Origin of the sequence: Vibrio sp. RM-41-2B (assembly GCF_024744415.1) — a bacterium.
In the GTDB taxonomy this organism is placed as follows: Bacteria; Pseudomonadota; Gammaproteobacteria; order Enterobacterales; family Vibrionaceae; genus Vibrio; species Vibrio diabolicus.
This window is the reverse complement of record NZ_JAMQWD010000010.1, coordinates 34,988-49,068: the sequence shown is the minus strand read 5'-3', so window position 1 is coordinate 49,068 and position 14,081 is coordinate 34,988. Positions and strand designations below refer to the sequence as shown.

10 protein-coding genes are annotated in these 14,081 nt (G+C 44.5%); 5 read left to right on the top strand and 5 right to left on the bottom strand.

Going from position 1 to position 14,081, the window contains the following annotated elements; genetic code table 11:
* The first annotated feature begins 41 nt into the window (after positions 1-41).
* Positions 42-1,193: a patatin-like phospholipase family protein gene (locus NB463_RS08505; protein WP_005398215.1), complete on the top strand. Its 1,152-nt coding sequence runs from the start codon at positions 42-44 to the stop codon at positions 1,191-1,193.
* Positions 1,194-1,314: 121 nt separating this feature from the next.
* Here the strand turns inward: NB463_RS08505 and pyk are convergent, their stop codons facing one another.
* Entirely contained in the window at positions 1,315-2,757 is a 1,443-nt protein-coding gene (gene pyk / locus NB463_RS08500) for a pyruvate kinase (protein WP_005398214.1), read from the bottom strand.
* A gap of 412 nt (positions 2,758-3,169) precedes the next feature.
* Between pyk and mlc the strand changes: the two genes are divergently transcribed.
* Entirely contained in the window at positions 3,170-4,387 is a 1,218-nt protein-coding gene (gene mlc / locus NB463_RS08495) for a sugar metabolism global transcriptional regulator Mlc (protein WP_258431360.1), read from the top strand.
* Positions 4,388-4,757: 370 nt separating this feature from the next.
* Positions 4,758-5,711, top strand: a complete 954-nt coding sequence (locus tag NB463_RS08490; RefSeq protein WP_005372976.1) for a chemotaxis protein CheV — start codon at positions 4,758-4,760, stop codon at positions 5,709-5,711.
* Positions 5,712-5,785: 74 nt separating this feature from the next.
* Here the strand turns inward: NB463_RS08490 and NB463_RS08485 are convergent, their stop codons facing one another.
* From NB463_RS08485 to NB463_RS08470, 4 genes are all read right to left on the bottom strand, one after another.
* Entirely contained in the window at positions 5,786-8,860 is a 3,075-nt protein-coding gene (locus tag NB463_RS08485) for an error-prone DNA polymerase (RefSeq protein ID WP_258431359.1), read from the bottom strand.
* Between the two features lie 27 nt (positions 8,861-8,887).
* Entirely contained in the window at positions 8,888-10,291 is a 1,404-nt protein-coding gene (locus NB463_RS08480; RefSeq protein ID WP_258431358.1) for a Y-family DNA polymerase, read from the bottom strand.
* 4 nt (positions 10,292-10,295) lie between these two features.
* Positions 10,296-10,988, bottom strand: a complete 693-nt coding sequence (gene imuA / locus NB463_RS08475) for a translesion DNA synthesis-associated protein ImuA (protein WP_258431357.1) — start codon at positions 10,986-10,988, stop codon at positions 10,296-10,298.
* Positions 10,989-11,117: 129 nt separating this feature from the next.
* Positions 11,118-11,864 carry a YciK family oxidoreductase gene (locus tag NB463_RS08470; protein ID WP_046874431.1) on the bottom strand — a complete coding sequence of 249 codons (747 nt, stop codon included), beginning with the start codon at positions 11,862-11,864 and terminating at the stop codon, positions 11,118-11,120.
* Between the two features lie 254 nt (positions 11,865-12,118).
* Between NB463_RS08470 and sohB the strand changes: the two genes are divergently transcribed.
* Positions 12,119-13,180 (top strand): protease SohB, encoded by a 1,062-nt coding sequence (sohB, locus tag NB463_RS08465; protein WP_258431356.1) that lies wholly within the window; start codon positions 12,119-12,121, stop codon positions 13,178-13,180.
* Between the two features lie 208 nt (positions 13,181-13,388).
* A complete protein-coding gene (cmk, locus tag NB463_RS08460) occupies positions 13,389-14,069 on the top strand; it encodes a (d)CMP kinase (protein ID WP_005397113.1) in 681 nt (226 codons plus the stop codon).
* Positions 14,070-14,081: the final 12 nt, after the last annotated feature.

Sequence of the window (14,081 nt, the reverse complement as noted above, 5' to 3'; positions counted from 1 at the left end):
AACTACTTTTACCAAGTGTTTTAACAAAATGGCGTGAGCCTATGATACGTAACAGCGGTATAATCACAGAAAGCCATACTGAGCTTGATGTTAAAGTTTATGAGCATTTCAGGCATGGAAAAACTGCTTTAGTCACGCAAGGTGGAGGGCAGAGAGGGATTTTTACCGCTGGCGTATTAGACGCATTTTTACTTTCCAACTTTGATCCTTTCGATGAATTCTACGGTACCTCTGCTGGGGCACTCAATTTATGCTCTTACTTATGTCGTCAACACGGTATGGGCAAAGCTTTTATTACCGAGCTGACAACGTCTCCTGAATTTTTTAATCTGTTTCGTTATATTCGAAAGCAGCAGTACTTGGGTTTAGAGTGGGCGTTAGAGCGGATTCAAGATTTCCCTTACAAGCTTGATCTTGATTTAGGCCGCAGTGCACTAGGAGGACGAGGTGCGTTTGCAGCGGTAACAAATGTAGAGACGCTATCGGATCAATATTTACCAATCTTGGGTGACACGTGGTTTAACACCATGTTAGCAACATGCGCGATTCCTAAGTTGTACCACGGACCTGTCGACGTTAATGGCAATAAGTTTGTTGATGGTGGTGTGTCGGCTTCTATCCCTGTTCAAGAAGCGTGGCGTCAGAATGCTCGCAACATTATTGTCATCCGAACAGAACCGTTCTCGGAGATTGAAGCGAGAGCGCAAAGTGAAGTAGGGGATGTGCCTGTCGAGTGGTATCGAGAGTCTATTAATTCGGTGCAGCAATCATGGCAGCAAAAAGTGAATCGATGGAAGTTGGATTGGGCTTCGTTCTTCCAACAAAAAATTAATGCCGCCCATCAATCGAAGCTTGCCGGAAAAATGCTATTGAATGGAGGCCGTTGGTTGTTCGGTGCTGATAATTTGTATCGTTTAAGCCATTTAATCGGTGAGAATTTTGACTCAGGTTTAGCCGACATGCTGATGATTCACTATCAAACATTTGAGCTCACTCAGGCCTTTATATCTGCTCCACCTGACGATACTTTCATTTTACAAATCGCGCCTAAAGAGGGGCTTCGTTCTTCTTCTTTGTTAAGTGACCAAGAATCACTAGAGCATGATTATCAACTCGGACTTCAGGCGGGGTTTAATCTGGTTCAACTCTATGACCAACTGAATATTGAAATTGATGGCAGAGAGAGTGCATAACCTTTTGTATTAACGACATAAGCTAAATACAAAGTGAAGTGTAAATAAATGAGGCTCCGTTTTCGGAGCCTCATTCGTGTGCGTACCTAATCTCTGTGGTTAATCGGGTTAGGTATAAAGGTTATGCTTGCAGAATTCTCATGCAGTTGGTTGAACCAACGACATCCATTACATCGCCTTGAGTGATCATGACTAAATCACCCTTGTGCAAGAACCCTTGTTCTTTAAGGCTGGCAATCGCAGCTTGAGCTGTCGGTAAACCTGCATCACTTTTTGACTCGAAATATACCGGTGTCACGCCTCGGTATAGTGCAGCTCGATTGAGCGTTGATTCATTACGTGATAAGGCAAATATTGGTAAGCCAGAGCTTAAGCGAGACATCATCAACGCAGTCCTGCCAGATTCTGTTAACGAGATCATCGCTTTAATTCCTTCCATGTGATTCGCAGAGTACATGGTTGCCATTGCGATGGTTTCTTCAGCGGTTTCGAAGGTGCGATCTAAGCGATAAGTGGATAGGCTTGCCTCAGACATCTTTTCTGCGCCCACACATACCTCGGCCATGGATTTGACCGTTTCTACAGGGTATTTACCTGCTGCGGTCTCTCCAGACAGCATCACAGCGTCAGTGCCGTCTAGAACCGCATTGGCCACGTCCATCACTTCAGCACGCGTCGGCATCGGGCTAGTAATCATGGACTCCATCATTTGTGTCGCAGTAATTACGATGCGGTTTAAACTGCGTGCGCGGCGAATCAGTTTTTTCTGGACGCCAATAAGTTCAGGATCGCCGATTTCTACACCCAGATCGCCACGCGCAACCATCACCACATCGGATGCGAGAATAATATCGTCAATAGACTCATTAGTCGCGACGGTTTCTGCTCGTTCGACTTTAGCCACCAACATGGCTTCAAGGCCTGCATCTCTGGCTAGGCGTCGAGCGTAATGCATGTCTTCGCCGTTACGTGGGAACGAAATAGCAAGGTAGTCCACTTGAATTTCTGCGGCGGTAAGAATGTCGGCTTTATCTTTCTCTGTGAGCGCATCGGCTGACAATCCGCCGCCTTTTTTGTTGATCCCTTTATTATTAGATAGTGGACCACCAACAATCACACGGGTATGAACTTTATTGCCTTCGACGCTGGTGACTTGCAGTTGAACGCGTCCATCATCGAGTAACAGAATGTCGTTTGGTGAAACATCTTGCGGCAGTTCTTTATAATCTAGCCCTACGGACTCTTGGTTGCCTTCACCTTTTGGTAAATCACTGTCTAATGTGAATTTATCGCCCACATTTAACATGACTTGGCCATCTTTAAAGGTCGATACGCGGATTTTAGGGCCTTGCAAGTCGCCGAGGATAGCAACTTGACGCCCAAGCTTTGCCGCAATGGTACGGACTTTTTTGGCGCGTTGAATGTGGTCTTCACTGGTTCCATGTGAGAAATTCATACGGACAACGTTTGCACCGGCTTTGATGATCTCCTCAAGTACATTGTCCTTATCCGTTGAAGGACCAAGCGTGGTGACAATTTTTGTTCGTCTTAGTTTGGAAGTCATAGATTCTCCGATGAATGTATGTGTAAAGGTAACTTGAACTCTATCCTTACTTTCCTCAATCGCTCTCAAGGTCTGCCTCGTTGCTGAGCCCACACCTTAAAGCTGCTTGAGTATAAGTATATGCACAGAATGTTTACATTAAGAGTAATCCCGGTAAAACAGACAGATATTCCATAGGCTTCAGCTCCTATTGATGAGAATGCGCTGTTGTAACAGGAGTTGCTTCATAATTTAGTGAATAAAAATAAGTTATTTTTCAAACAATTTAACAGGAGTAGATTCTTCGTTATTTGATTGAATACACAAACAAACAGGTTTATACGTGATGCTTGTCACGGGGATTTATTAATTCACTTCACAATTAGTTCGCAAAGTAAAAAAATTGTCTCGTTATAGAATTTCGGAGTGCAAGATGTACATGGCTCAACCGGGCCATATTGATCATATCAAACAGGTCAATGCTGGTCGTGTATATAAACTAATTGACCTAAAAGGTCCTATTTCTCGAATTGATTTGTCCAAGCAGAGTGAGCTTGCTCCTGCCAGTATCACCAAAATCACTCGAGAATTAATTGAAGCGCACTTGATTCATGAAACCACAGTACAAGAAGCGACGAGTCGTGGTCGACCTGCCGTCGGTTTGCAGGTCAACAACGAAGGGTGGCAATTTCTGTCAATGCGTTTGGGGCGAGGTTATTTAACTATTGCTCTGCATGAGCTAGGTGGCGATGTGTTGATCGATACTAAAATCGAGATACACGAACGTGACCAAGACGATGTGCTTGAGCGTCTGCTCTACGAAATTGATGAATTCTTCCAAACTTACGCGGATCAACTTGACCGTGTTACCAGTATTGCAATTACGCTGCCTGGCCTTGTGAATTCAGAGCAAGGTGTCGTGCTGCAAATGCCTCATTACAACGTCGAAAATCTTGCTCTTGGACCAGAGATATATAAAGCAACAGGCTTGCCAGTTTTCATTGCCAATGACACGCGAGCTTGGGCATTAGCAGAAAAGCTTTTCGGCCATTCTCAAGACAATGACAACTCTGTTCTTATCTCTATTCACCATGGTTTAGGTGCCGGCATCATTCTGGATGGGCGCGTTTTGCAAGGCCGTCACGGTAACATTGGTGAGCTTGGACATATTCAAATCGACCCAAATGGAAAACGTTGTCATTGTGGCAACATTGGTTGTTTGGAAACCGTTGCCAGTTCTCAAGCGATTCGTGAAGAAGCCGTAAGAAGAATTGCTGATGGCGAAGACTCTATTCTTGCTGAACAAGAAGAAATGAGTATTGAGAGCATTTGTGAAGCGGCAGCGAACGGTGATCCGTTGGCAGTTGATGTGATTGAAAAGCTTGGACGCTACTTAGGTTCCGCAATTGCTATTGTGATCAACTTATTTAACCCTGAGAAGATCTTGATCGGTGGTGTGATTAACCAAGCAAAAGATGTACTTTATCCTGCGGTGCGTCGCTGTATCGAAGAGCAGAGTTTACCGGTTTATCACCAAGATCTTGAGCTGGTGGAATCTCGTTTCTATAAGCAAGCAACAATGCCTGGTGCCGCGTTGATCAAGCAAGCGTTGTACGATGGTCAGTTATTGATGAAGGTTGTGGAAGGCTAATTGCTTCAAACATGATGAAGTGCTTAGGTGTCGAGCCTATATATTTTTAGATGATTTAGGGTGAGGCTTAACGGCTCACCCTTTTTGATCGCCTATTATTAGAAGGTGAATTTGAGTTGTGCTGCATTGCTATATCTGCGCCATTCATGTAATTTCCTAAAAAGCTCAAGTAAATAAACCCAAATGGCTTTCAATGTGTAGAGTGACTTTGTGTCTGATACAAATAGAAGGGAAGTAATGCGCTGAAACCGTTGTACTTTCAAGCCATGCTCGAAAAACAAATATCTTAAGGTTATTTGGGTTTAGAACCTTGATGTGTCTGTATTGATTTCGAGTAAAAATAAGAATTATCCATAATTTAGGTAGTAGTATGTCCGGAGTGTTAAATACGGTTGACCAGCGTACGAACTTGGTTGGTGAAAACCGACTAGAGCTTCTGCTGTTCACTTTAAATAGTCGCCAATTATTTGCGATTAATGTGTTCAAAGTGAAAGAGGTCATCAAGCTGCCACCGTTAACCAAGCTTCCTGGCTCACACTACAACATTCGTGGGGTCGCTTCTTTACGAGGTGAAGCGGTGCCAGTGATTGATTTGCGTGGCGCAATAGGTTTCCCAGCTTTGCGTGGTGAAGCGGAAGAAGAAAATTTGATCGTGACAGAGTACAACCGTACGGTGCAGGGCTTCTTAGTCGGTCCGGTTAAAAATATTATTAATACGGCATGGACTGAAATTCAGCCGCCTCCTTCCACGTCTGGTCGCTCGAATTACCTCACAGCTATCACGCAAATCAAAGAGGGGGATGCCTCTCAAATTGTCGAAATTATTGACGTTGAAAAAGTTTTAGCAGAGATCGTGCATTACGACGTGACTATTTCGGAGGACATTCTCGATCAAGAACTTGCCCAAGCAATGGTCGGGCGTAATGTTCTGATTGTGGATGATTCATCTACAGCTCGTAATCAAGTTCGCGATACGCTTTCTCAATTGGGTATGAATATCATCGAGTGTCGTGACGGACTAGAAGCGCTAACAGTTTTAAAGCGCTGGTGTGATGAAGGGAAAGACGTAGAAAAAGAGCTGTTGATGATGATTACGGATGCTGAAATGCCTGAAATGGACGGTTATAAACTGACTCATGAAGTGCGCCAAGATCCACGTATGTCTAAGTTGTTTATTACGTTGAACACCTCTCTGAGCGGCAGCTTTAATGAAGCCATGGTACAAAAAGTAGGTTGTGATCGTTTTATCTCTAAATTCCAACCAGATCTGTTGGTTGAAGTTGCTCAAGACCGATTACGCCAGATGCTTTCTAAAAGTGCATGATTAGATATAGTGAAATCAGAGGGGGAGCAGCTCTCCCTCTGATTTTTAACCCCTCGCTTATTAATATCTCTGTACTAATGAAAGTCGCGAGATTTACTTTGTAGATTATTCAAATAGTGCGTGCAATCAATCAACTTGCCAGCAATAACGTGCGTGACTTCTCCCTCTCTTTCAAGAATGCCTTTCACCATTAATACTTTAGCGCCTAAATACGCTTGCTTTTGGGCTCGTGCTGTCGCTTGCCAAACGACCACATTAATGTTGCCTGTGTCATCTTCTAACGTAAAAAATGTCACGCCAGCGGCGGTGCCTGGAGATTGTCTTCCCGTTACCACGCCTACCACTGTGACCAATGACCTATGCGGTTTCTCTGCCAGTTGCCTCATGCGGGTAAAATGAGGGAGTTTGCCCGTTTCTTCTAATAATTTAATCGGGTGGCGGCTAAGAGATAGTCCCGTGCTCGCGTAATCCTCAATTAAATTTTCATATTCTGAGGGCTGAGTTTGGTAGCTAACACTGGGTTCTTCGACCTTGTGAAACAATGGTAGGTCAGATAAGGAATCCATTGCTGCCCAGCGTGCGTTATAACGATTCCCCGATAGGATCTGAAATGCATTGGCTGAAGCCAATAATTCAATGTCACTTCGGCTTCTTAATATCTGCTTTACTTCTTGAATCGAGCGGTAACCATTAAGTGGTTTGCGCTCAATAAGCCTTTGCGCACTTTCTGCGTTAAAGCCTTTCACCAAGCGAAAACCAAGTTGCACGCCGAGCCTGCCATTCGGGCGTGAGACGAGATGATGCTGATATTTTGAATGATTGACGCACACCGGCAATACTTCGACTCCATGTCGGCGAGCATCTTGTACTAATTGCGATGGGCTATAAAATCCCATTGGTTGGCTGTTCAACAGTGCAGTGTAAAATTCTGCTGGGTAATAATATTTTAACCATGCAGAACAATATGCCAGCACTGCGAAAGACGCTGAATGACTTTCAGGGAAGCCGTACTCACCAAAGCCGCAAATCTGATCGAAAATGCGCTCAGCAAACGCTAAGTCATAACCTCTATCTTGCATACCATTGATCAGTTTTGGTCTGAATTTAGCGAGATCGCCATTCTTCTTCCATGATGCCATCGCTCTACGGAGTTGATCGGCCTCGCCACCGCTAAACCCTGCGGCTACCATGGCTAACTTGATGACTTGCTCTTGGAAAATAGGGACGCCCATAGTCCGCTCAAGAACGCTTTTTACTTCTTCCGATGGATAACTGACTGGCTCTTTGTGATCACGCCGTTTTAAAAAAGGATGCACCATATCACCCTGAATAGGGCCTGGACGAACAATCGCAATTTGAATCACTAAGTCGTAATAACAAGCAGGCTTTAGGCGAGGAAGCATGCTCATTTGTGCACGAGATTCTATTTGGAATACGCCTATCGTGTCAGCTTTTTGGATCATGCGGTACACGTGTGGATCATCTTGTCGGCGAGTGATCTCGGAAATAGAGAGGGATCGCTGGTGATGTTTCTCGACTAGTTGAAAGCACTTTCTGATGGCGTTTAACATGCCGAGTGCGAGCACATCGACTTTTAGTAGCTTCAAGCTTTCTAAATCGTCTTTATCCCATTGAATGATAGTGCGATCTTCCATCGAGGCATTTTCAACTGGTACCAACTCATATAAAGGGCCAGATGAAATTACAAAGCCACCCACGTGCTGAGATAAGTGGCGTGGGAAGCCAATGATCTCGTTGACCAATTGGATAAACTGCTGCCCTTTGAGAGATTCTGGTTGTAGGCCAAGTTCAATAATTTGAGCTTGCCAGCCTTGGCTGCGATCTCGGCGATTAACGTTCTTAATGAAAAAATCTAATTGGGTCTCTTCAATCCCTAGCGCTTTACCGACTTCACGCACGGCACTTTTAAAGCGATAGCTGATCACTGTTGCAGCAAGTGCTGCACGCTCACGGCCATATTTTTTGTAAATATATTGGATAACCTCTTCACGGCGCTCGTGTTCAAAGTCCACATCAATATCCGGCGGTTCCTTACGTTCTTTACTGATAAATCGTTCGAATAAGACTGCGATTTGTCGAGGGTCAACGGCGGTAATTTCCAGGCAATAGCACACCACAGAGTTTGCGGCGGAACCTCGACCTTGGTAAAGAATGCCTTGTTGTTTCGCGAACATTACGATGTCGTGGATGGTAAGGAAGTAGTAGTGGTATTTCAGCTCTTGAATAAGCGCAAGTTCATTCTCGATGGTTTGATTGACTTCTGCTGGCACGCCTTCAGGAAAACGCAGCTTTTTACCACGCTCGACTAACATACGTAAGTAAGAGTCGGGTGTATAACCATCTGGGATCAGCTCGGTAGGATATTCGTATTTTAAATCGGAGAGCTTAAACTCGCATAAATCGGCGATGTAAGTACTTTCTTCCAGCCATTCTGGTTTGTAAATCCGAACCAGTTTTTTAAAAGGACGAAGTGCTCGTTCTGTATTCGAAATACGATCAAAACCGAGTTTATCGACGCTACACCCATGCTTTATAGCGGTAAGTACATGCTGTAATGGCAAGCGTTCAACATCATGCATGAGAACGCCTCCGCAGGCAGTTATAGGTAATTGAAATTCATGTGCTAACTGCTCGCAGTGCGCAATGTACTCAGTATCGTTGTTACTCAAATGGCGCTGAATCGCTACCCACAAACGATTAGCGTGGTGTTGATTGAGCCAGCGTCCCCAATAGTGGTCACTCTCTTGATGTGTGGGCAGCCACAATATCAAGCAATGTCGAATCGACATCAAATCCCATTCGAACAGTTGATAGTTGCCTTTTCCACTTCGTCTTCTTGCGTTTGTGATGATACGACACAACTCGGCATAAGCCTTGCGACAAGGGCAAAGCAGTACGATTTGGCATTCATCATTTAACCAAAACATACTTCCAACGATTTGTTTGATATCGAGTTTATGTTGTTCGATGGTCGCATGGGCTTTGACAACGCCCGCGACCGAACATTCATCCGTTATAGCTAGAGCTTGGTAGCGATAGAAAGCAGCTTGGAGTACAAGCTCTTCTGCATGAGAAGCCCCAGTCAAAAAAGAGAAGTTAGACTGACAAAATAGTTCCGCGTAACTCATAATGACCCAACAAAAATTACTGTCGATTTAACAAAAATAGCCATGAAGAAACCAGTGCTTGTGCTGATCGCGAAATATCCATAACCAGCGGCCTTGCTTGGTGTGTGCAATGTAGTAATCACGCATGATCTCATCACCATCCCACCATCCAGAAACGATTCGCTCAGGTCCGTGGACCAAAGAGACTTGCTCTTGCAATGCAATGGGAGTGGGCAATTGCATTGCGGGGCGTAGTATGGATGGTATGGCGTGCTCCTTTTCATCTGGAGCATCAGCAGGGCGATATTGACTGGCCTTTTCTGGTCTAGGATCACAAGCGATGTTGGGTTTTAACACGGCACTTTTCCCCAATTTAGCTTGCAGTAAAGAGAGCAGTTCTAAAGCATTCATGTTCCCTTTTTGCCCAGCAAAGAGATCGCGTGATGCACTAAGAGGCTCACCTTTACGGACGACTTTTAACGTTAGCCCTGTGACTGGGCCATTGAGCGAGAGTGACTCTAAGCTTAAACTCGCTAACTGCTGCCAACGCTGACATAGGTAATCACCTTGCGCAGAAGTGAGTTGAAGGTGTTGCTCTTGTTTCTCACGCTGGTGGAGTGTTAAACACAGCTCAAAAGCGACCTTATCTCTTAATTTAAGAAAGGTTTCGAGTTGACGAAGTAACTTGGCCAGCGGCTTTTCAATCCACTGGACGTTTTCGAGCTCAAATAACAGCTCTAAATAAACTTGGAAGGATTCGGTCGGGTGATAAAAGTCTACAGGATGCTTGAACTGCCCAGTCAGTCGACCAACGTAGTTCACCAAATCGATATCAAAGCGTCGTGCGATGTCTTGCAATGGCAGTTCAAGTAACCCTTTTAAGGAAGTAACGCCTACGCGGTGCAGCTTTTCAACCATAGAGATCGATAAATCGGTTAGAGGCAGAGGTAATGGGAATAACATTTGTTCGATAAGAGATTTGTCGTCACTAAGCACATTCGCTCCTGCCAATGCCATTAACTTGGCCGACAGAGGTGAAAAACCACAACCAAATTGAAAGCTTAACTGCAGTTTAGTTAAGTGATTACTGACTTTATTCCAGTAATTGTCCAACCCTTCATATAGGGTGAGCATCGGTGTGGCACGCAGCAAAATACCTTGGTTTGGCATCAACACAACGTCAGATGTGATCAAATACAACCACTGAGCTACCTCTTGTAATTTATTTAATTCGGTTTGTGGATGATAAGGATGCACTTGTAAATCTCGACACAAGGACGCAGCACTGCCTAAGCCCATACCAGGCTTAATACCTTGTTGCTCGGCAATCTCGTTGTATTGAAGAATCTGGCAACGTTGGCTTTCTACAATCACCACGGGTTGATTTTGGTTATCACCAAAGAGTGCATCTAGCTGTAGGCGAGGGAAGTGCAAGTAAATCCATAAAGCCATATTACTAACCTTGGTTCACCAATGGGAAATTGACCACCGTTGATGGAATGTGAGTCGTGCTTGGCATTACCAGTTGTGGGTAGTGGTGTTGGAAACTGATATCGACACTGCCTTTGCTCCAACCGCCTTTTCGCTTGAGAACTTCCACTCTGACGCCTTGTACATTACCTTGCAGCTTTAGGCTTAATGACACAGGTAAAGACAAGCGGTTGGTCATATTAGGCTTGAGCATAAATAGAGGACAAGTGCCTTGTTCACTCGCTACCTGTAAGCGTTTCACTTGATGTATTTCAAGCTCTTCTTGCCATAATAAAACATTACTGCATACCCCACTTTTCAGACATTGTTCTGCAGCCCAAAGAGCATCTTTGGGGTGAGCTGGATTAACGACCCACACTTGGTTTATATCCAAACCGATGTAGTGTAAGAACAGAGAATTCACTAACGCGGGAGGTTGAATAAATGCAGTCACACCATTGGTCTGAGTGGCTTTTAAATAAGGAGCGAGCAAACGCAATTCACCAATACTACCAATAGATTCCATCTCCACTACGCCATGAGGTGGAAAGCCTCCGCCGAGCAAATCATCTAATTCAGAAAACCCGGAACTAGTCCGCAACTGCTGAGGATCTGTTTTCGTTAAATTTGCTTGCCAAACAAGGTGCTGGCTTTTTAAGTGCTGAATAATATCGTGCATAATAAATACCTGTATATATATACAGTATATTTCTATGGCAGAAAGTCGCAAGATTTTTATGAAGAGAGAAATGAAAAAAGGCAGCGTTTGCTGCCTTTTCAATCGATTATGTGAGGTAACCTGAATTCGTTATTTACGCTTCGGTTGAGCGTCGATGCACTGACCATTCACATCGGTAACCGCTGGATCCATTAAGTGCAAATATAGCGGCATGATATCCAATGGCGTTTTGAGAGTATTTGCATCTTCACCCGGGTATGCTTTTTCACGCATGCGAGTACGAGTGGCACCAGGGTTAATTGCGTTAACACGGATCGGCGTATCACTCAGCTCGTCAGCCAAAACTTGCATCATGCCTTCTACGGCAAATTTAGAGATAGCGTATGGCCCCCAGAAAGCGCGACCAGAGTGGCCGACAGTCGAAGAGGTAAATATAATACGCCCAGCTTCTGATTTACGCATCACAGGCAGTAGTGCTTGAGTCATTAACACTTCTGCTTTCACGTTGATCTGCATGATATCGTCGAAGTCTTCCTCTTTGATTTGATCAAATGGACACAGCGAACTCAAGACACCTGCGTTGTGTAATAGGCCATCCAAACGACCAAACTGTCCTTCGATTGTCTCTGCCATATCAATGTAATTTTGCTTAGTTGCTCCCTTGAGATCCAGAGGAATGATAGCAGCTTGTGGGTAGCCAGCTGCTTCAATCTCATCATAGATAGATTCAAGGTTTTGCACATTTCTACCCAAGAGAATAACAGTTGCACCGTGCTCGGCATAAGAAAGCGCGGCTTGACGGCCGATGCCATTACCAGCGCCAGTAACAAGAATGACTTTACCTTTTAGAGCATCAGCTGAAACGGAGTAGTTCACGGCGATAAATCCTTATTATTGTAAGAGGGTCCATGATAGTTAATTGACGCTAAAAAACGCCTGTTTCTCAATGGAAAATCTTGGTAATCGTGACAAGATGGTTACAATACACCAATTCATGTGTTATACCAATTCCAGAACTTTCGTTAGGTATGCTATCAATCAGAACAAGTGGTTACAAACCGCGCTGCCTTCTCGCTGATGTTTCTGCGTAACATACTAACGTCATCTGAAATGAGATAAAGGAGCTCTCGTTGGAATTTTTATTAGATTATGGTCTGTTTCTGGCCAAAATTATAACGGTGGTTGCTGCGATAATTGTTCTGCTCATTATTGCAAAATCGGCTGGTAGCAAATCGGGTGCGGCGAAAGGGGAGTTAGAGATTACCAACCTTTCAGAGCAACACAAACAATCTGTTGAACAGTTAGAGCATCATTTGCATGACGATGCTTTCATCAAGGCTCGAGATAAAGCCGTCAAAAAAGAAGAAAAAGAGAAGAACAAATCTCGCGAGAAAGAAATCAAACAAGCGAGCAAAGACGGTTCATTAGATAGCAAGCGTGAACCACACCTATTTGTTCTTGATTTTAACGGTAGCATAGATGCAAAAGAAGTCGCGTCTCTACGTGAAGAGATCACTGCTATTTTGGCTGTCGCACGTGAAGGTGATGAAGTATTACTTCGTTTAGAATCTGGCGGTGGTATGGTTCATGGCTACGGCCTTGCCTCTTCTCAACTGGACCGAATTAAAGCTGCGGGTCTTCCTCTGACTATCTCTGTAGACAAAGTTGCGGCAAGTGGCGGTTACATGATGGCATGTGTAGCAGATAAGATTGTTTCTGCACCATTTGCAATTGTGGGTTCTATTGGCGTTATCGCACAAATTCCTAACTTCAACAAACTGTTGAAGAAACATGACATTGAGTACGAACAACTAACCGCGGGTGAATATAAACGCACGCTAACGATGTTTGGTGAGAATACCGATAAAGCGCGCGATAAGTTTAAGCAAGAGCTTGAAGAAACACATGTCTTGTTTAAAGACTTCATCCGTGAGCGTCGTCCTAGTTTGGACCTAGACAAAGTAGCCACAGGTGAGCACTGGTTCGGTACACAAGCGAAAGAGCTTGGTTTGGTGGATGATATTAGTACATCTGATGATATCGTTGTTGCGGCATGCAAAGATAAAACCGTACTTTCTGTGCATTATGTACAGAAGAAAAAACTGGCAGACAAGCTAGCAGGTGTCGCGGGCAAAGTTGCTGACAGCGTGATCTTAAAGTTAGCTGAGCGTGGTCAAAAACCGATTGTTTAATCGAACCTAAGATCATGACATTTGAAACGGCGAGGGTGGAAGCTCTCGCCGTTTTTGTTGAACCTTATGTTTATTGATGAATCCAATTGCGCATTAGGTGTAATGCTTTACACGACATTTTTCCTCGCTCCAAAGGGCGATTACCCGTATAATGCGCGCCTCGAAAACCGAGCAAATTGCTGAAAAGAAACTATAGGTGGAGAAGAACATGTCCTCTCAAACTCCGGTTGTAACCGTAGATGGACCTAGTGGTGCAGGTAAAGGCACTTTATGTATGTTGCTGGCGAAAAAGTTGGGTTTCCAACTCTTAGATTCTGGCGCAATTTATCGTGTACTTGCACTCGCTGCGATTCACCACGGTGTCGACACAGAGTCAGAAGACGCACTTGTCCCACTGGCAACACACCTAGACGTTCAATTTATCGCAGAGGGTGACTTAGTTAAGGTCGTTCTAGAAGGCGAAGATGTGTCAGGGGAGCTTCGCAAAGAAGAAACGGGTATGGCAGCATCTAAAGTTGCGGCTCTGCCACGTGTTCGTGAAGCATTATTACGTCGTCAGCGTGCATTTGAGGCCGCTCCGGGCCTAGTGGCTGATGGTCGTGATATGGGCACAATTGTATTCCCAAGTGCACAAGCGAAAATCTTCCTTGATGCGAGCGCAGAAGAGCGTGCAAATCGACGCCTTAAACAGTTGCAAGAGAAAGGGTTAGATGTTAAATTTGCTGACCTTTTAAGCGAGATCCAAGAGCGTGACGACCGAGATCGTAACCGCCCAGTGGCGCCATTACGCCCTGCTGAGGATGCGCTTGTGCTAGATTCTACGTCGATGACTATCGACGAAGTAGTAGAAAAGGCACTACAATATATCGAATCGAAGCTAGCTGAGTAATGATACTCGGCT